The following is a 19,217-nucleotide window of genomic DNA, read 5'->3' as shown; positions in this document are numbered from 1 at the left end:
CTTCAGGGTTATTCCCTGTCATCATGCCAAATTTTTCAACTTAATAATCCTCTTTTTTCCATGCCAATTTATTACAATGTTTCACGGTAAAATTGACGCAGCGGCTGCTGTAGCATCACATACCCATTTAAGTAAATTTGTTGGTACCCTTGATGGCGATCCGGGCTTGTTACCATGATACGAGGGTGTGCAATTCGAGCATGTTCGGATTCAATATGTTGAACCGCTTCATCTGCACTTGCAAAAATACCTGCTCCCATTCCGCCAATCATTGCTGCACCAAGTAATCCCGCTTCCGATACATTGGAAATGACCATTGCACATCCAGATACATCTGCCTTGGCTTGCATCAAATGTAAATTACGTGTTCCACCACCGACCGCAATTATACGATTAATCCTTTTCGCTGACACAACCTCAGCTACGCGTCGAATCGATTCCATCTCATATGCAATTCCTTCAAGAACTGCCTTAATAAGATCGCCCTTCTCATGCTGCTTGGCAAGACCAATCAACGCGGCTTTCGCTGAGGGATCTGACTGCGGCGCTCCGCTTCCAGACAAGTATGGATAGTACAAGATGCCTGTAGGTCCTGACTTTGTACGAGCGAGCAGCTGTGCCATTTGTTCATACGTTAGTTCTTCATCACCAAGCTTAGATCGTATCCATTCAACCGATCCACCAGATGCATTTATACCGCCCATCCAGAAGTTCCGTTTACCACCAGCTACATGACAACCAAAAGAAAGTCCCGAATCGAATTCAGCTTTACCAAGTGGACGATCCGGTAATACGCCAATTAACGTTTCTGCGGTCCCCATCGAGTCAAACACGATATCGGGTTGAATCGCGCCGACCGATAATGCCGCACATACGTGATCGTGGCCGCCAATCGCAACTGTCGTGGATGGACTTAATCCTAATTGCTCCGCCATACTTGTTAACACAGTTCCAATCGAAGTTCCTGCGGGCACAACCTCCGGGAACAATTCCGGTTCTAACCCAAAATGACGAATCCAATCCTCATCCCAGCATTTCGTATCTATCCGAAAAGCAAATGTACGTGCAGCTAATGTATAATCAGTCGCCATATTTCCTGTTAAGCGATAAGTGATGTAGTCAGACATCGATAGCCATTTCGCATTTGTAAAATCAACTTGTTCATGCTCACGCAGCCAGAGCAGCTTGGCTAGCCCCTGCTTGTAACTTGCTCGCAGCCCTGTCTTTGTAAAACGTTCTAAGGGATCACTCTCACGTCCAATCCATTCCGCTTGTACTTTTGTCCGAGTATCGAACCAAGGAATGATAGACGAACGAGGTTTGCCTGATCTCGCATCAAGCACTAAGCCCGCTTCAGCCATACTTGTAACACCAATACCTGCGATCTCACTTGGCTTTGCGGCTTCAGCTGCTTCTTGGATAACGGCCGCTACGGTAAGCCACAGTTTTTCAGGATTATAATAATAATGACCCTGATCGGTTTGTTCAGTTGGAGTAGGTCTGCTTGCGATCCGAATGACAGTCCCATTATCCATAAACAATCCTGCTTTAATATTCGTCGTGCCTACATCAATCCCCATAAACTTCATCACAAATGCCTCCTCTCCACATTTCCATGCTTAATTCCGAGGTGCCCATAACATGATGCTAACACCTATAAGACAGACTACTGCCCCAATCCAGTCATATAAATCCGGTGTTTTCTTATCCACAAGCCAACCCCACAACACGGCCAAGATAATAAAAACTCCCCCATAAGCGGCGTACACCCGGCCAAATGAAGGAAATTTTTGTAGAGTCGGTATCACACCATAAGCAATTAGAATAAGGCTTCCGACTATTCCATACCACAAAGGCTTTGATTCTCTGAGCCACAACCAGACCAGATAACCGCCACCAATTTCAGCTAAACCAGCAACAACAAATAAAACAATGGCTAACAATCACCAACACGTCCTTCTTCCCTTAATGTACCTTGTTCTTGAGAACAGGAATCGTCTTAATTGGATCAAGCCCACCTGTAATATCAATCACATTTCCCGTAATAAAATCAGACTGCGGCAAGCATAGGAATGATATCATTCTTGCTACATCTTCCCCCGTACCCGGGCGACCACGCGGCGTTTCCTCATCCACGACATGCTCCACTTCAGCAATTGTCTTCTCTTTGTTCGCTCCTCGAATATCGCCTGGCGCTATCATATTAACGGTAATCCCATTTGCCGCTTCTTCTTCAGCAAGTGTCTTCGTAAATGATACAAGCCCGACTTTAGCCGCTGCATATACGGCTCGATGCGGCCAACCTCTAGCTTCACTTGCATGTCCAAACCCAAAATGAATAATACGTCCCCAACCATTCTCACGCATATGCGGTAAAACAAGTGCATCTAACTGCATAACGCTTAACAGATTCCCACGGACCAAATAATCCATTTCCTCAAGGCTATACGCTGCAAACAGTCTGCGTTCCCGCACGAAGGGTCCTGCGCTATTCACAAGAATATCGATTCCACCAAGTGAGCTTTGAACTCTACTAATAAGCCGCTGTACATCCTCAATAACTGTTACATCCCCTTGGATCGCGACTGCACGAACACCAACCTGCTGGATTTGACTTACGAGGAGCTGCGCTTCATCTACACTATGTACGTAATTGACAGCAATATCATAGCCCTGATGTGCTAACGCCATTGCAGTAGTACGGCCAAGTCCTGAGCTGCTGCCTGTTATGAGTGCGACTGTACGTTTTTCCATCATGGTCTCCCCTCCATGCTATTCATTGCTAACTTTTGATATAAGTAAATACCTTTAATAAAGATCGACATACCAATTCATAAGCTGCATGCAAATCTTGTGCATTTTGTTTCACATTCTCAATAACAATCCGATCTTCTGTATCATCCACTTGAATCAAATCGTCCATCATATCCACATTTATATAATGAATTTCCATATTCCGTTGTTTTCTTAATTTCGCAAGTGTTGTCTTGTGGTCTGTTTTGAGCATATAAAGTTCTTCATTCAAGGTTTTATGCAGATGATTGTGATACATATTGCGAAGAACTGTAAAGAATGAGTACTTGATCTTCATTTTCTCTGTTTGCAAACCTAATGCTTCATTCATAAAATAACCCAGCTTATCCAGGATCGAGAACACGCGAATAATACCGTTTTTATAAAAATAAACAAACCGATAATAATCGTAACGTTCCTGCTCAGACATGTCTTCAAGCAACGGCTTGGTCACTAATTGTGCATATCGCTGTGCGCAATAACTACTCTGCTCCAATTCATTGACACCATCAATAAAACCCGAGCACCACAATTCCAAAAGACGCATTTTCTCAGGGGCGACATGAATCTTGGTACGGCCTTCTGCTAATCCGTCCTGCGCCAACCGAATCGCTTCAAACACTTCTTGCAGCTCTTGATTGTCTTCTCTCGGAGATTCACCAAATAAAAACCGCAGCATCACTCTCACCCCTTGTTAAGCTGATTTATGAAGGGAAGTTATTCTTTTCAGATAAATAAGACTTATGGGCAAAATGGGCGTAAATTGTAAGTACACATAAATAACTAAGTACCGCAAATAATCCAGCAATTAATATCGCATGTATCAAAGCCGTCAAGAGGTACCAATCACTTGTAAGCGTGAATGTGACAGAAGCACCGCTAAATATTTGTGCCACAAGTAAAGCCAGTGCCCAACGTGTTCCTGTGCGTACTTGGCTAATCTCACGATAACGTGTAGAAGCAATCATCACAAGCACAATCGTATAGATGAATAACGCAAGGGCGATCAAGCGATGAGTGAAAATAACACCTGTTGCCCCATCAAGGCTCGGTATCCATTCACCATTACAAAGCGGCCAGCCCATACATCCACCAGATGATTCTGTATGACGCACATAAGCGCCGAAATATACCGCTACATATGTAAAAATTAGTGTTCCCCAAATCATTGCTGCAAAGCCAACTGACATTTTACGCAGCGATTGAGCTGCAGCTTCTGTGTTATAGCGCCCCCATTTGGTAAACACAAGCCACAGTAATAACGTAAACGCAAAGGCAATAAGCGATATGCCAAAATGCAGCGCCTTCACAATCGAAGTCGGAGTAGAAAGTGCAGCCATTGCCCCTAAATAGGCTTGTATAACAGTAAATAATCCAGCGCCAGCTGAGAACCACTTGGCATCTTTACGTTTGATATATATCCATACCAGAATCGTAGTGACAAGCAGCAGCATCCCTGCCGCGCCTGAAATGTAACGGTGACTATACTCGATCAATCTCGAAATTGTAAAAGCAGGAATGAACTCTCCATTACATAATGGCCAAGTGTCACCGCAAGCTTTTCCCGAACCGGTTTTCGTTACGACTGCACCGCCAATTAATACGAATAACATCATAAGTGTTGTAAGGAAAGATAAGGTTTTTATACGTTTTTCCAAAAGTAAACACGCCCTGTCTCGATTAATTCCACCCTTAATTATAGCGATATTCTGAATCTATTGCTATTCACAATTGTGACAAACGATTGAAGGCAAAAAACATGTAGAAACATACAAAAAGACATGCTCCAGAAACAATTCTGGGCGCATGCCTTTTCACACTTTTCCTTATTGTCCAAGCGCAGCGCTTACCGCAATTGCACGGTCCACGAATTGCTCGATTTCATCACGTGTTTTACGCAATTTGCTTACAAAACGAACAACTTCTTGCCCTTTTTTGAAAGCAATAAAACTTGGAATACCTAGAATATGCAGTTCTTCACACAAATCTAGTACCTCATCGCGGTCAAGTTCGATAAACTTTACTTGATTCGCATAATGTTGTACAACGTCTGGCATAAAGAGATCAATAAAATGACAATCCTTACACCACACCGTTTTAAAGACAGCAATCGTAAGTGTATCGCTGGCTATTTCTTCACGAAATCGCTGCTCTGTAGATATTTTTTGCATCCGAATTCCCTCTATCTTTCGATTAATTCTCGATTAGTCACGAGTAATCGTAACAAGCTGCGCTTCTTCATTCCAAGCTACTTTTGCACCCATTTGATCCGCGATAAAGCGCAGCGGAATGAATGTAGTACCTTCTTTGATTACAGCAGCTGATCCCATATCGACTGCTTTACCGTTTACAAGCGCATTGTTGGAATTGATCGTAAGTACTATCACTTTTCCAGACAAGTCATCTGTAATTGTAATTTGGTTCGTCGATTCATCCCATTTTACCAAACCATCTAAACTTTGCGCAACAAAGCGTGCAGGTACCATCGTTGTGTTACCATTTGCTTTATAAGGTCTAGGATAATCATACTCATCAAAGTCTGACTCATCTGAGATGAACAATTTAATGTTTTTCTTTGTTACTTTAAAATCGTCCATAAGCAGCTTATAAGCATCTGATTTTGGATCGAGATTTTTTAGCATTTGACTTGCAGAAATCGGTTCGGACGCATTTGGACCTTCTGGATTTACAACAATCGCACCTGCAGATGTATCAATTGTATCCGCCTTTACAGGCTTATTTACATTCCATTGTTCATTCGTTACTTTAAGATTAATTGCTTTTGGTCCAGCCATAGCAACGTCTTTAGGCAATGTAATATTAAGCTCGAAGTTTGACTTGCGAATTGCAAATACACTATCTACCGCGATGTCAAATTTAATGCTTGTGTTTTTGCTCAATACTGATGTCAATGTTTTGTCTTGCGCTGCTTGATCAAAATTTTCTACTGCTTTCTTAAGCTCTGTTGAAACAGCTTGGTATGCAGCTGCTACTGCAAGTTCTTTATTATCCATCATACTTGGAAGCTCGCCAGCATCCGGATCATTCTTCATCGCTTCTTTTACAATTGGAATAACAACATCGTAAAGTCCGCTAATTAGCTCTTTAAGACCTTTCTCATCTTTCGAAATGTTCGTTAACAATTGCTTCGCGAAATCAATAATTTGTGGACCATTCATATCTACGTGAAGATTAACTAGATTAAGACTTTCGCCGTTAATTTTCGCTGCTAAGGGTTTAACAGATAGATCAGTTGGTGTTGGTGCACTCTTGACGAAGTAAGAAACTAATGATTGCATCATTTCCTTGTATTTCGCTTGTAAATCATTAAGCTTTAGACCACTTGCATTCAATAACGCTAGTGATGCATCTGAATTCATTTGAAGTACGATTGGTTTCTTCGCACCCTCGATCATGATCGTCATTTCTTTAGTATTCATCGCAAGTTTGAACGGAACTGTACGGGTACCAATTTGAAGCGTTCCTGTTGTCGACATTGTATTTACATCTTGCTGCTTCGTATTGTTGAATGATAGCTTAATAGATTTCATAAGATCATACATGGCTTTATCTTCTGGTAATAATTTCATACCATCGCCCGGAACAATTTCAAGGGAGACTGTCTGGTTCGATTCTGTAGATGTCACATTCATTGCATTCGCAACGACCTTACTCGTATCAAATCCTGTGAAACTTGCGCAGCCAGTAAGCACTAACAGCAATGCTGCAAGACTAGCGCTTAGCAATACCTTCCATTTCTTTAAAAACATCATACCACTCCTTATGTACTTAATATAAAAATAACAATACTCTAATTTATACGTTTTTGTTTGCGAATAGTCGCACGTTATTTTGAAATTATTATGAAATTTCTATGAAAACAAAAAAACCAGAAGAATTACTCTTCTGGTTCATTCGCTATGATTGATGTTTTATGAGGCTTGACCCCGTTTTGCCATTCTTGCCACACGTGCAATAATCTTTTGTATAGGACCTGGAAGATTACGAACATCTTCCTTTGTGACGACTTTCGTCAGCATTAACATAAGTGGATACATCGCTAACACAACCGCACTTACGATACAAGCGTTCAAACCTTCGTTCAAGCGATCCATGGAGAACAGATGGATGTACGTGTGTGTAAGCTGCTCAAGCCCAATCCCAACTGCACAAATAACAAGAGTCGATACAATAAGTCCAATCCATTTGCTGCGGGTAAACATCCGAAATGCCACAGATTGACGCAGCACACTGATATTGATACAAGACATGACGATAAAACAAACCCCTGTAGCAATCACAATGCCATAAATATCGAGCCATGGAGCAAGCAAGTAGTTCAATGCCAGCTTCGATCCGATTCCAACTAATACAGCTAGCATTAACGGCTTCATTCGTCCCATTCCCATCAATACAGCCCCGGAAGTCTGCATGATAATTTGGAACATAGCACTTATCGTCAGCAGCCCGATAATATAAGGCGCATTCTCATAGCCGTACACACTTTTCTCATAACCGAAAATAAATCCATCCAATGGTCTTGCTGCCAGAACGATCAAAAGTACCATTGGCAGTCCTGTTAAAATCGCAAGCTGCAGCACACGCGAGGTATGATGCTTCACATGATCCATCTCTCCGCGTGAAAATGATGATGATATCAAAGGAACAACCGACTGACTCAGTGCAATCGCTAGAATAATTGGAATTCCCGCTAACGACTGCGCTCGTCCTCCTAATATACCAAGAATCTCCCGAGCACCTTCTGTTGTAAACTTATCTTGTAGTAATGGAATTACGGAGGAAGAATCAATACTGTATACAAGCGTAACCGTAATAGAGAATATGACAATCGGAATGGACAATTTGAGCAATGCCGCATATATACTGCCATAACCTGTAAGAACAGGTGTATTGGAAGAAGTACGGTTGCTACTACTTTTCCCCCCTGCTGGAGATGGTGTTGAGTTCGGTGTAACGGCCTCTCTAGCGTCTTTCCGTTTAAGCTTGACTGTATAGTATATCATGACACCAAGTGCTGCCACGCCACCTGCTACACCACCGAATGATGCACCTGCAATCGCCCATTCATGCGAGATGCTAAGTAAAGCATAAGCAAGACCAACCGCTACAACTAAACGGAAGATCTGCTCAACGACTTGAGACACACCATTTGGCATCATATGCTGACGACCCTGGAAGTACCCGCGCATCACTGCGATTACAGGGAATAGCAGCAATCCTGGTGCTACAGCTTGAGTAGCCAGTACAGCCATCGGGTCTTTCGATACATCAGCCGCAAACCATGCTGATAACGCGAATAACACACTCGCTGCAACAACCCCGGCAACGATCGCAAAAAGAATAGAGGCACGATAGATGCGATCTGCTTCTTCGTAACGTCCAAGTGCGGTACGCTCGGAGATCATTTTACTCAGCGCACTTGGAATACCTGCCGTTGCAATGACAAGCAGTACCGAATATAAGTTAAACGCAATGGAGTAAGATCCCATACCCTCATCGCCTAATAGATAGACAAGTGGTATACGTTGAAAAACACCAAGGAACCGTGCCACAAGCGCAGCGACGGTTAAAATAATCGTTCCTTTTACAAGTGAATCTTTGGACAAAGCGACTTCCTTCTTCCTTAAATCCAGATAATAAATACGATAATCATGACGAGCTGTAAGATCACTTTGACAACAACACTAGAGAAAAACCCAATTACAGAGCCCACTCCAGACTTAATTGCCTGTTTCATGCTCATTCCAATGATGAGCTCTCCGATAACCGCCCCAATAAACGGTCCCAGAATCAGACCAAAAGCCGGAATCACGAAAGGTCCGATAATCAGACCAATCGTGGAACCAATAACAGATGCCTTCGATCCGCCAAATTTCTTTACGCCCATCGCTGAAACCGCATAATCTGCAACGAATATAATGACAACAATCAAGGTTTGAATCGTCCAGAACCAGAAACCGAAAGGTTCAAAGCTGAAAAACCATCCGTAGACGAAAAAAGCAGCGTAAACAGCAAATACGCCAGGCAAAATCGGAAACACCGTCCCGAGCATGCCGATAATGAACAATGCTACAATAAGCAGCCAGCCTAATATGTCCATCACAAGGTTTCACCTCAACATTATCAATTAGCGCGTGCGACCCAGTACATACTCTTCAATAATCGCAGCTACACCATCTTCATCATTTGTTACTGTGACCAAATCAGCCGCAGCTTTTACTTCATCTTGCGCATTGCCCATTGCAACACCAAGACCTGCAGCGCGAATCATCGCTAGATCGTTCTGGGAATCACCCATCGCAATCACTTGATCCATCGTTATACCGAGCAGTTTGCAGACTTCAATCATGCCGCTGCCTTTGGAAATCCCTTTAGGGTTCAATTCAATATTGCTTAAGTGCGAATTCGTTATTTCAAAAAGGTCCCATGACTCAACCGTTCTACGGATTTCAGCAAGCTTTTCTGCATCTTCCTCATAAAAACCGAATTTCAGCCAATTCAGTTCGTCGATATTCTCGAGCCATTTTTCCTTATTGAACAAACCTTCAACTGCATAAGCCCAATACCAAGAGCCATACTCAAGTGCTAGTGCATGCAGCTTGTGAATTGTATCCGCAGATACAAGCACACGCTTATGCAATTCATCCGGCGATTTCCACACCTCACTACCATTCACGGATACGATTGGAGCCTTCAGGCCCAAATCTTCAATATAAGGCCTAGCACTTTGCACGCCACGTCCTGTTGAGAACATGACCGTCACACCGGCTTCAATTGCATCCGCAATCGCTTTGCGGTTTCTTTCGGAAATATGCTTTTCTTCATTCAGAACGGTTCCATCCATATCCAGAGCAACGAGTTTATAAGTGGTTGACATTGTTGTAAAAAACCTCCCTATTCTAGTGCGTCAGAACTGCTTTTTGCGGAACATCTTCCATATACGTTACATGCCATAAAGCAAAAATATAAATTGTCCATATGCGGCGCGCATAGTCGCCTTGACCATTGCGATGCTTATGCAGCATCTCTTCTACGGCTTGAATGTTAATATAATCTTCAATGCCACTTGCTTTAATTTGTTCCAAAATCATGATGCCCGTGGAGTCTTTCATCCAATCACGAAGCGGTACTGGGAAACCAAGCTTAGGACGATCCAAGATAAAATCAGGGATAATACCTTCCATTGCTTTACGGAAAATATATTTCGTTGTTCCACCCGCGATTCGATATTTAGCTGGAATGCGACGTGCCACTTCGAATAACTCCTTGTCCAAAAACGGAACGCGAAGTTCTAGTGAATGTGCCATCGTCATTTTATCAGCTTTCATGAGAATGTCGCCTGGCATCCATAAATTCATATCGATGTACTGCATACGTGTTACCGGATCTTGATGTTTTGTTTTTGCATAATATTCACTTGCAATCTGTTGTGGATTCTTGTAATGACGAAGCATTTCTGAATCCAGTCGAAGAACCTCAGACTTCATGGATTCGGTAAATATCTTCGCGTTGCCCAAGAAGCGTTCTTCAAGCGGCGTCGTACCGCGAAGCATATAATTGCGTCCATACATACTGCTTGGCAGCATGCGTGCCATACGGTTAATCATTCGACGCAGTGGCAGTGGCAAGCGTTCTAATGGACGTAGCGATGAGGGCTCATTATAAATGCGATAGCCGCCGAACAGTTCGTCCGCACCTTCACCAGAAAGTGTAACCGTTACATGCTCACGAGCAAGCTGTGCAACATGGTACAGCGCAATTGCCGATGGATCCGCTACAGGCTCGTCCTGATGCCAGATCGCTTTAGGCAGCGATGCAAAGTAATCATCTTTCGAGATGATTCTCTCATAATGATCGGTTCCAAGCGCTTCAGCTGTCTGCCTAGCAATAATCGTTTCATTATTAGCCCCTTCAAAACCAACAGAGAATGTACGAATGGGCTCGATACGTTTCATCTGTGCGGCAATTGCCGTTGAATCAATCCCGCTTGACAAGAAGCAACCACGATCTACATCACTCACCATATGGTGCTTAACTGAATCTTCAAGTGTTGCGCGAATTTGTTCCACATACTCATCAAAAGGACGATCAATGGGATCAAACATCGGGTCCCAATAACGTTCAATTGTCATGTCACCATCGTATGTCACTTTTACAAAATGACCTGGTGGGAGCTTCTGAATACCTTCGAACATCGTGTTCGGCTCTGGTACGTATTGGAACGTTAAGTAATTAAGCAAGCTATCCGTATGGATCAAGCGATTCATACCTTCTGCTTGAAGCAAACTCTTAATCTCTGACCCAAACAAAAACTGACGGCCCGAGAGGTGGTAGTAGAATGGTTTAATCCCAAAGTGATCGCGTGCACCGAAAAGCTGCTTTTTATTGCGATCCCATATGCAGAAGCCAAACATTCCGCGAAGGTGCTTCACGCACTCTTCTCCAAACTCCTCGTACAGATGAACAATGACTTCCGTATCACTATGAGTACGGAAAATATGCCCACGATCCGTCAGCATGCTGCGCAAGCTTTTATAATTGTAAATCTCTCCATTAAAAACAATCCAAACAGACTCATCTTCATTACACAGCGGTTGATGACCTGCTGCCAAATCAATAATCGACAACCGACGAAAACCTAGACCAATCCGATTCTCTGTCCAAAATCCGCTGTCGTTCGGTCCGCGATGCTCAATCACATCTGTCATCGCTTGTAACATGTGTTGGGAAGGTTCCCGATCTTCAAAATATAGTACACCAGTGATTCCGCACACGGTGAAATACACCTCCGTATAAGTAACTGACAACTTGATGCTTGATACGTAAGTATAGCACACCTTGGCTAGAACGAAAAATGTTATAGAAAAATCATGGTGATGATCAAACGCTTAAGTGAAGCGATGAGACGTCTCCTTTTCATCCTAATCCCTCCGTTTGCCCAAAAGACATATTGTTTACTCGATGCAACTTTTTGGTTAAAAAAAGAGACCCTTTACCCGCAGTATATGCACCTGTCTAACAAAGGTGATTGCGGGAAAAAGTCTCTTGTTTTCTATGATTCATTAAATTAATATTCTAGCGGTTAGGAGGCGGTGTTTGCGTCGAACTTGGTGGTGCAACAGGTTTAGGTGTACCTGTCAGTCCGACATGTTGATCATAAGCATCGAACATCTTACGCGCAATTGGAGCCGCATTCCATGCACCATACCCACCCTCAGGTACGACAACGGCAATTGCAAGGGTCGGGTTTTCAACTGGAGCATACGCGATAAACACGGCATTATCGACGTTTTGCCCTTTTAAAGTTTGTGTGGATGTACCTGTTTTCGAAGCGAATGAGTATGGAAAGCCATCGAAACCCTGCACCCTTACTTGTTTCATACCGTCTTCAATTACTTTCCAATATTCATTCGGGAATTTCTCTTCATTTAAGACCTCAGGTGTAAAACCTTGAACGAGTTCTCCATCAAATGTCGTAATTTTCTCGACAAACTGCGGCTTCATCCGCTTACCTTTGGAAGCTAGCGTTGCTGCAAATTGTGCGAGCTGCAGCGTTGTATACTTCTCATTTTGCCCCCAAGATGCACGAATCATCCGGGATTGCACAGGCTCATTTTGAGATGCATCCTTGTACTCACTGCTGCCTGCGGATTCGAACGGTAAACCTGAACCCGTTAAAACTCCAAGACCAAATTTATTCAAGTAACTATCCCACGTATCAATCGCTTTGGTTGGCGTCTCTTTCGTTGTATATTTCTCATGCAATTTATTTCCTACCATCGCCGACATGAATGTATTGGATGAGTAGCGTATCGCATCAGAAGAATTAATTAATCCATGCGCAGCGCCGTCAGAGTTATTAATCGATGCTTCTCTTCCTTTAATACCCCAGGTAAATCTCCCTGTATCATTGTACTTTTCATAAGGAGAGAACAATTTTTCATTTAGTCCAACAAGAATGGAGAGTGGCTTAATAACAGAGCCCATATAGACCATCGAATTTAATCTGTTTGCAATCTGGGCATCCGGTAGTTTCGGATATGAGGCACGAATCGTCCCGTTGTTCACAACCGATTTAAACTTTTGATATTCTTCGTCGCTGAAACCACCAATCCACTTATTCGTATCGTAGTCAGGCATCGATGCCATCGCGGCAACTTTACCAGTCTTCACTTCGATCGCAACCGCATAACCGGTTGTTGCATTCGGTGCACTTGAGTATTTATTACCACTTGAAGCCTGCATACTTTTGATCTGATCAGTAATTGCTTGCTGCGTCGCTCGCTGAACATCCTTTTGAAGAGTTAGATAAAGGTTGTGGCCTTTTTCTGGCTTCTGAATCGTTGGTAAACCTACAATCGTATCTTTGAGGTTAACAGGATACGACTTAATACCGCTCTCGCCACGAAGTTCATTTTGATACATGTATTCCAAACCATCAAAACCAACATATTCTTTATCGCGGTATTTCTTCCGATTCTCATCTGAATCTTTATACAGTGACAATTTATTAGCTGAATCGTACGGTCGCATATAACCAACTAGCTGTGCAGCAATCGGGTTGGTATCATAGCGACGACTGCTTTCCTCATTCACTTCAAGCCACTTGAATTCATCCCGATGCTCAAGGATATAGGCAATCTCTTCCTTCGATAAATCCTCTTTAATCCGGCGTGCGACATAATAAAGACCAGGTTCTTTTGTCGGTTGTTTATTGATGTCATAACCAACATCCATCGTTTTAATAATTTCATCAGCAGATGGTTTCTTAGATCCTTCTTTTCCATATTTCTTAAATACTTCTTCCAGTTTATAAGCAAGTTGAATGTACTCATCTCTCGGCTTCTGAGGAAGTCCCGTCTCCATACGGAAGAATACAGATTGAACAGATACCGAATATGCAACCGGATATGCATCCTTATCATAAATGTTGCCACGAATCGGAGCGATCTGTGTGTCACGATTATTAATTCGCTGTGCTTCGGCAGTTAGCTGCTTCCCTTCTACGAACTGTAAAATCGCTAATTTAACGATCAAGATAGAGAACAAAACAAAAGTAAGGAAGAAAAATAAATTAATCCGAAACGAAAAGTGGCGTTTTTTCGTTTTTTCGTTTTTTTGCGGATCATCATCACGATGCAAAATTTGCTTTCTCACAATTAAACCTTTCCTTTCTAGCAGACTTCTTGCCCTTTATTTTAACACATAATCTCGGCAATCAAAAAAAAGAGCTTTTTCCATTTCTCAGAAAAAAACTCTCTCGTGTATCTAAGCATCTCGTATGTGTGTTTTTTCAAAGTTAGGGGGATTAAACCAATTCCCACCAGACGACACCCAAGTTGAATCAAGTGGTATCCATGCCTTGCTATCTTTCAAATAAACCTCGTTCCACGCATGAGCGCCATATCCGCCTTTGCCGTCATAGCCAAGACCTGTAATGACTTTCGCATCAAGTCCTACCACTCTTGCCATTGCCGCATACAATCTCGAATAATCGATGCATACGCCTTTGCGAGTATTAAATGTATCTTCCGGCGTCTGCTCTTTCCATATTTGTTTCTCTTCATACAGCTTCACTTTATCCCAATCATACTGGACTCGTGAGCCGATCCATTGATAGAGCAGTTTCGCTTTTTCTTCGTCTGTCTTGCCTTTTGCTGCCACTTCTTGAGCAGCTTTTACAATATCAGAAGATATATTAGCATCTAAGACTTCATACTTCCGCTGCAGAAGCCCTTTGAAATCCTGCTCCATCGCTCTTGTAATAACAGGTAGATTGTCCGCAAGCATTTTACCTGTAAAAGGCTCGATGATTTGCTCCGCACCTTTTTGATACAATGTTGAGTTTTGGATATACGTTGCGAACTGCGTCTGCGGGAATAAAGTTACATACATAAACAAGACAACAAGGACAATAAGTCCTCGTACAGCGCCACCGACTGTTCCAACAAGACCACCAACTACTGCACTAATTACCGTTGGCGATGAATGGGACGGACGTCCACCTATATGCTGCCAGCGTTCAAATATAGGACCGATGATAAAGAACAAGATCTGTTTCAAAATCAAATACACGATGACGAATAGTATCGAGAATCGAAAGAGTGGAAAATCACGAATACCTGTTACAAAGGTATAGTAAACTTGCTTCCACACTCCAACTTCGCCCACAGGGATTTGCACATTCTTGTTAAGCAGCCATTGATGAAACCAAGGAGAAACGCCTTGTACGATATACCATGCAGCTACGATTGCGACAATTGAGAGCAGTCCCGAACTCACCATGGAAATTAAATGACGAACAGATCCTGATGCGCCACGTCGCCCACCTTGTATGGCAGAAAAAACAAGGATTGCAATAAGCAGCAGCGAGATCACGTTAAAAAATGGTGCCATTGCTCATCAATCCTTTCTTGTGTTCATTATTTTGCGTTAGCCTTCGCTTGTTCAATTAAGGCTTTAACAGCAGCATCTGCTTCCATTTTAAAAGTTTGTCCTAGAAAAGTAACCTGGAGTTCATTGGAACCAGCTTTACCTTCCATCTTCAAGTTCTTTGTCGATACTTCAAAAGAACCATCTTTGTTTACCACATATTTTGCATCTTTCATATCATCGCTAAGCGCTTTAATCGCTTGTGTCTTAATCTCGTTGACTACAGTTGTTCCAACCGTCTTTAGCGTATCGGTATATTGTACGCCATAAATAACAACACCTGCAATGATCGCAAATACGATCACCCATTTCATGATCGTTTTTACAATACTAACGACAATAATCAATACAATAACTGCCGCTAATATCAATATCCATCGTTCTTGTAAAAATGACATCCATTGATCCATACTCCACTCCCCCAATTTTCCCAATTCATCTATCATCATACTATACACCTTCGTTATCATCATCCCTTTTTTGCCTTAATTGTTTTAATTTATGTTGTATTTCTTCCCCTTTGTTCCAATTCATGCGTGATTTACGGCGCGCATGACGCATTCGAATAAGAAACATGACGATTAATAAGGCCATCATAATCCAGAGGTAATCCATCACTTACACTCCTTTCTTTATGTAAATGTGGTATATGTGCAGGACAAGTCGCGTAACCATGTAGAGTATGTACAAGCAAAGGCGGTGATAAGAATGAAAACAACGCTCTGGCTCTATTTGTTCATGTTTATCGCTTTTTTTGATTTACATGCCCAATATCCGATTCTTTCCCCATTCGCTCTATCCATTGGCGCTGCTCCCTCGTTCATCGGTTATATCATGGGAACATATGCAATTACACATCTACCAGGGAATCTGATTGCAGGTTATGGCGTGGATAAATTTGGTAGTAAAATATTCATCTTTAGCTCCTTGATTGTAGCAGGAATTGTACTTGTTTTCCAATCACAAGTGGATGATCCCTGGGAACTGCTTTTCATTCGTTCGATATCGGGGTTCGTGCTCGCTTTCTTGTCTCCTGCTTGTCTTGCACTACTTGCTAAATTAGCTAAAGATCGTACCCATCAAAGTAAACTAATGGCAGGCAATGGTCTCATGCATACATTAGCTTCCGTCGTATCGCCTGCAGCAGGTGCTTATCTGGTCACACAGGTTGGATTCAGCCGATCATTCGAAATCTTAGGGTGGGTTCTTATTGCGACAGGGGTAATCGCAATTTTTGGTGTCAAAGATCAACGTGTTGCTTTATTTGCTCCTATACAGATGAAAGAACAAGGTAATGACACGGATGTGAGCATTCCAATCCCTTGGCTATTTTTCCTCATCCCACTGGCCATTTCATGCTCGCAGGGAATTTTGTTCTTCGAACTTCCACTTATGAATACAGGAAAAGACGCTGTCGTCACATCGGGTATCTTATTTACTCTAATTTCAATCGGAGCACTGGTCAGTCTATCCTTACTATTTATTAATCGAGTATCGCCTTATATTCGAACATTATTCGGTTCCTTATCACTTGCGATCATTTTTTTTGGGATTGCGATACATTGGTTCCTATCGATTCATATTTCTTTATTCTTAATCGGTATGGCGAAAGGTATTATATTCCCTGCGATCGCCTCATTACTTGCCTCAATAACTCCTAGTAATCGTTATGGCCGTTCATTCTCGATGTTGTCAATTGCCTATTCAATCGGGTCATTCATCGGGCCTATCCTTGCAGGTCAATTACGCGATTACATTTCACCTTATTTTATTGCTTTCTTTATTCTCACGCTGGCACTAGCCTTACTCCCCCAACGTACATCCAAATTAATCCCGATTCTAAAATAAGGGGTCAAGTGAACACCTTATAATTTAAATAAAGTGGCAAGCTGGTCAACAAACAGTTCGCCTCTTTTTCGTCATGATTTGACATTTCCCGGGTAATTATGGTTTTGTTAATGAGGAAATCATTCTGATGAGCGAGGTGGACACACAGTCACATGTCAATTGCAATAATTGTAGAAGGCAAAAATGACCGTGCAAGACTGCGACGTCTTCTTAACTTAGAAGTTGCTATTTATTGTACATATGGAACACCTGGTAACGAAACGCTTAATCAACTTCACAAAACCTGTTTTCATGATGAGGTGTTTCTCTTTATGGATAACGATGCAGCTGGCAAAAAGATCCGTTCCCTTCTGCGTGATATATTCCCTGATGCGATCCACATGTATACCCGTAAAGGTTATGCTGGTGTTGAAGGAACCCCTAATGAATACCTCATCACCCAAATAGAAAAAGCAGGCCTCGAAGCGTACATTTTGTACCCTGATCGAGATCCTGCTTAAATTCGTTTTATTTCGCTTTTGCAAGCGCTGCTACATCCTTAGCGATTGATTCTGCTGTAATTTTTGTATCATTTGGGTCATAGTACTTGCGAACTTGACCTTTTTTATCCACGAGCAGAATAACATTCGTATGGATGAAAGTATCGTTTTTCTTATCATGAACGATCGTTATCCCAAACTTTTCTCCAATTTGCTTTGTTCCTTCTTCATCTCCTCGAAGGAAAGACCAGCCAGTAGGATCTACACCATATCCTTGCGAATATTTTGTCAGCTTAGGTAATGTATCTTTATCCGGGTCCATCGTAATGGAGAACATATGCGCTTTCGTACCAAACAACTTATCCGCTTTTAGCGCTTGCTGCACTTTGCTTAAATATTGTGTAGTTGGCGGACATACATCCGGACACGATGCGAAAAAGAAATACACTAGCTTCACTTTATCTTCGTAATCTGAAAACTTGACTTGCTTGTCTTCTGTACTTTGCAATTCAAAGTTGGGAGCTTGACCTAACACTTTAAAGGTACTTTCCGTTTGATCCTTAAACCACAGCTTATATGCAAAAGAACCGATGATGGCTACTAAAATAACAACAATTGCGATTTTAAACCAATTTTTTGAAAGTGATGCCATGTTAATTAGCTCCCCTTGTGTACGGTATCAATAATCATAAGCAATAAGAGAATAGTTAGGTAGTTAATGGAAAATATAAAATTACCTTTTGCCCACTTGATCTCATCTTTTGCTTTAAATCCAGTCAAACATTGATATACCCATAGAAGACCAAGTACTGTTGCTCCGATTAAATAGATCTTACCCACATATCCATAAACAGATAATAAAATTGATACAGGAACTAAAAGTACAACATAACGCATCATAGCAAGTTTCGTTGCGTGAATACCTTTAACGACCGGAAGGAGTGGAAAACCTGCTGCTGCATAATCTTCTCTACGACGAATACCCAGAGCCCAGAAATGCGGCGGCTGCCACAAGAACAGAAATGCATACAAGATCAAAGCCCCGATTGCATCTGTCGTGTCTACTGCACAGAATCCAATAACAGGAGGCATTGCACCAGAGAATGCCCCTACAAATGTGCTCCATACGGAAGTGCGTTTAAACCATGCGGTATAGAGTCCCACATAAAGGACGAATCCAAGAACACCTAACAAAGCCGCCACATGTGTCGTACCGAATGCAAGAATAGCAATACCGATGATTCCGAGGATTACACCAAACGCCATAACAGAACCAGGTGTCATTAAGCCACTAGGTAATGCACGTTTAGCCGTGCGCTCCATCTTCGCATCCATATCACGATCCAGATAGTTGTTGATTACTGTCCCTGAAGCCATCACAAATGCCGTACCTAATATGGTAAACAAAAGTAAGGTCCAATTTATATTCCAGCCAGAAGCAATCCAGAAACCAGCTAAAGTCGCCAGTGAATTGGAGTAAATAATGCCTGGTTTTATGAGTCTAAAATAATCTTTGATTGTTGCGCGTCTTTTCACAGCATCATCTGAATTTGTGGTATGTTCAGATTGATGTGAAATAGCTGCAGTCTCATCAAAGCTTAACTGCTTATCCACCTGTAAGCCCCCTTATAAAAAAAATCTATT

General features: G+C 42.2%; 19 protein-coding genes. 2 read left to right on the top strand and 17 right to left on the bottom strand.

The annotated features are described in order from the left end of the window. Positions 1-71: 71 nt before the first annotated feature. From ACSBOP_RS04920 to ACSBOP_RS04850, 15 genes are all read right to left on the bottom strand, one after another. A complete protein-coding gene (locus ACSBOP_RS04920; protein ID WP_442604381.1) occupies positions 72-1,589 on the bottom strand; it encodes an FGGY-family carbohydrate kinase in 1,518 nt (505 codons plus the stop codon). Positions 1,590-1,619: 30 nt separating this feature from the next. Beyond that, complete coding sequence (locus ACSBOP_RS04915) at positions 1,620-1,943, bottom strand: YnfA family protein (RefSeq protein WP_442603327.1); 324 nt, start codon at positions 1,941-1,943, stop codon at positions 1,620-1,622. A gap of 22 nt (positions 1,944-1,965) precedes the next feature. Then, positions 1,966-2,757 carry an SDR family oxidoreductase gene (locus tag ACSBOP_RS04910; protein ID WP_442603326.1) on the bottom strand — a complete coding sequence of 264 codons (792 nt, stop codon included), beginning with the start codon at positions 2,755-2,757 and terminating at the stop codon, positions 1,966-1,968. Positions 2,758-2,782: 25 nt separating this feature from the next. Then, positions 2,783-3,472 carry a Cthe_2314 family HEPN domain-containing protein gene (locus tag ACSBOP_RS04905; RefSeq protein ID WP_442603325.1) on the bottom strand — a complete coding sequence of 230 codons (690 nt, stop codon included), beginning with the start codon at positions 3,470-3,472 and terminating at the stop codon, positions 2,783-2,785. A gap of 25 nt (positions 3,473-3,497) precedes the next feature. Beyond that, positions 3,498-4,451 (bottom strand): COX15/CtaA family protein, encoded by a 954-nt coding sequence (locus tag ACSBOP_RS04900; protein WP_442603324.1) that lies wholly within the window; start codon positions 4,449-4,451, stop codon positions 3,498-3,500. Between the two features lie 168 nt (positions 4,452-4,619). After that, positions 4,620-4,964 (bottom strand): thioredoxin family protein, encoded by a 345-nt coding sequence (locus ACSBOP_RS04895; protein WP_442603323.1) that lies wholly within the window; start codon positions 4,962-4,964, stop codon positions 4,620-4,622. Positions 4,965-4,997: 33 nt separating this feature from the next. Next, entirely contained in the window at positions 4,998-6,566 is a 1,569-nt protein-coding gene (locus tag ACSBOP_RS04890) for a copper amine oxidase N-terminal domain-containing protein (RefSeq protein WP_442603322.1), read from the bottom strand. A 159-nt stretch (positions 6,567-6,725) separates the two neighbouring features. Beyond that, complete coding sequence (locus tag ACSBOP_RS04885; protein ID WP_442603321.1) at positions 6,726-8,420, bottom strand: putative polysaccharide biosynthesis protein; 1,695 nt, start codon at positions 8,418-8,420, stop codon at positions 6,726-6,728. 17 nt (positions 8,421-8,437) lie between these two features. Further along, a complete protein-coding gene (locus ACSBOP_RS04880) occupies positions 8,438-8,914 on the bottom strand; it encodes a DUF456 domain-containing protein (protein ID WP_442604380.1) in 477 nt (158 codons plus the stop codon). Positions 8,915-8,941: 27 nt separating this feature from the next. Continuing rightward, on the bottom strand, positions 8,942-9,691 hold the full coding sequence (locus tag ACSBOP_RS04875; protein WP_442603320.1) for a Cof-type HAD-IIB family hydrolase: 750 nt from the start codon (positions 9,689-9,691) through the stop codon (positions 8,942-8,944). A gap of 22 nt (positions 9,692-9,713) precedes the next feature. After that, positions 9,714-11,588, bottom strand: a complete 1,875-nt coding sequence (asnB, locus tag ACSBOP_RS04870; RefSeq protein ID WP_442603319.1) for an asparagine synthase (glutamine-hydrolyzing) — start codon at positions 11,586-11,588, stop codon at positions 9,714-9,716. 301 nt (positions 11,589-11,889) lie between these two features. Further along, the gene (locus ACSBOP_RS04865) at positions 11,890-13,971 is read right to left on the bottom strand and encodes a peptidoglycan D,D-transpeptidase FtsI family protein (protein ID WP_442603318.1); all 2,082 of its coding nucleotides are present in this window, start codon (positions 13,969-13,971) and stop codon (positions 11,890-11,892) included. Between the two features lie 111 nt (positions 13,972-14,082). After that, a complete protein-coding gene (locus tag ACSBOP_RS04860; RefSeq protein WP_442603317.1) occupies positions 14,083-15,210 on the bottom strand; it encodes a transglutaminase domain-containing protein in 1,128 nt (375 codons plus the stop codon). Between the two features lie 26 nt (positions 15,211-15,236). After that, a complete protein-coding gene (locus ACSBOP_RS04855) occupies positions 15,237-15,656 on the bottom strand; it encodes a hypothetical protein (protein ID WP_442603316.1) in 420 nt (139 codons plus the stop codon). A gap of 40 nt (positions 15,657-15,696) precedes the next feature. Beyond that, positions 15,697-15,861, bottom strand: a complete 165-nt coding sequence (locus ACSBOP_RS04850; RefSeq protein ID WP_442603315.1) for a hypothetical protein — start codon at positions 15,859-15,861, stop codon at positions 15,697-15,699. 93 nt (positions 15,862-15,954) lie between these two features. Here ACSBOP_RS04850 and ACSBOP_RS04845 point away from each other — a divergent pair, with 93 nt between their 5' ends. Beyond that, positions 15,955-17,094: an MFS transporter gene (locus ACSBOP_RS04845; protein WP_442603314.1), complete on the top strand. Its 1,140-nt coding sequence runs from the start codon at positions 15,955-15,957 to the stop codon at positions 17,092-17,094. 152 nt (positions 17,095-17,246) lie between these two features. Then, a complete protein-coding gene (locus ACSBOP_RS04840; protein WP_442603313.1) occupies positions 17,247-17,594 on the top strand; it encodes a toprim domain-containing protein in 348 nt (115 codons plus the stop codon). Positions 17,595-17,601: 7 nt separating this feature from the next. Here the strand turns inward: ACSBOP_RS04840 and ACSBOP_RS04835 are convergent, their stop codons facing one another. Then, the gene (locus tag ACSBOP_RS04835) at positions 17,602-18,225 is read right to left on the bottom strand and encodes an SCO family protein (RefSeq protein ID WP_442603312.1); all 624 of its coding nucleotides are present in this window, start codon (positions 18,223-18,225) and stop codon (positions 17,602-17,604) included. Between the two features lie 5 nt (positions 18,226-18,230). After that, positions 18,231-19,187 carry a heme o synthase gene (gene cyoE / locus ACSBOP_RS04830; RefSeq protein WP_442603311.1) on the bottom strand — a complete coding sequence of 319 codons (957 nt, stop codon included), beginning with the start codon at positions 19,185-19,187 and terminating at the stop codon, positions 18,231-18,233. Between the last annotated feature and the right edge of the window lie 30 nt (positions 19,188-19,217).

Origin of the sequence: Paenibacillus sp. KN14-4R (genome assembly GCF_052180255.1) — a bacterium.
Classification (GTDB): domain Bacteria; phylum Bacillota; class Bacilli; order Paenibacillales; family NBRC-103111; genus Paenibacillus_AM.
Note: the sequence above shows the minus strand (reverse complement) of the source record. Positions and strands in the feature narration are given on the sequence as shown.

Bases quoted from the DNA above. Each gene is read 5' to 3' on its own strand.
- ACSBOP_RS04920 (WP_442604381.1), bottom strand. From the start codon at position 1,589: ATGAAGTTTATGGGGATTGATGTAGGCACGACGAATATTAAAGCAGGA.
- ACSBOP_RS04910 (WP_442603326.1), bottom strand. From the start codon at position 2,757: ATGATGGAAAAACGTACAGTCGCACTCATAACAGGCAGCAGCTCAGGA.
- ACSBOP_RS04905 (WP_442603325.1), bottom strand. From the start codon at position 3,472: ATGCTGCGGTTTTTATTTGGTGAATCTCCGAGAGAAGACAATCAAGAG.
- ACSBOP_RS04895 (WP_442603323.1), bottom strand. From the start codon at position 4,964: ATGCAAAAAATATCTACAGAGCAGCGATTTCGTGAAGAAATAGCCAGC.
- ACSBOP_RS04890 (WP_442603322.1), bottom strand. From the start codon at position 6,566: ATGATGTTTTTAAAGAAATGGAAGGTATTGCTAAGCGCTAGTCTTGCA.
- ACSBOP_RS04880 (WP_442604380.1), bottom strand. From the start codon at position 8,914: ATGGACATATTAGGCTGGCTGCTTATTGTAGCATTGTTCATTATCGGC.
- ACSBOP_RS04875 (WP_442603320.1), bottom strand. From the start codon at position 9,691: ATGTCAACCACTTATAAACTCGTTGCTCTGGATATGGATGGAACCGTT.
- ACSBOP_RS04860 (WP_442603317.1), bottom strand. From the start codon at position 15,210: ATGGCACCATTTTTTAACGTGATCTCGCTGCTGCTTATTGCAATCCTT.
- ACSBOP_RS04855 (WP_442603316.1), bottom strand. From the start codon at position 15,656: ATGGATCAATGGATGTCATTTTTACAAGAACGATGGATATTGATATTA.
- ACSBOP_RS04850 (WP_442603315.1), bottom strand. From the start codon at position 15,861: ATGGATTACCTCTGGATTATGATGGCCTTATTAATCGTCATGTTTCTT.
- ACSBOP_RS04845 (WP_442603314.1), top strand. From the start codon at position 15,955: ATGAAAACAACGCTCTGGCTCTATTTGTTCATGTTTATCGCTTTTTTT.
- ACSBOP_RS04840 (WP_442603313.1), top strand. From the start codon at position 17,247: ATGTCAATTGCAATAATTGTAGAAGGCAAAAATGACCGTGCAAGACTG.
- ACSBOP_RS04835 (WP_442603312.1), bottom strand. From the start codon at position 18,225: ATGGCATCACTTTCAAAAAATTGGTTTAAAATCGCAATTGTTGTTATT.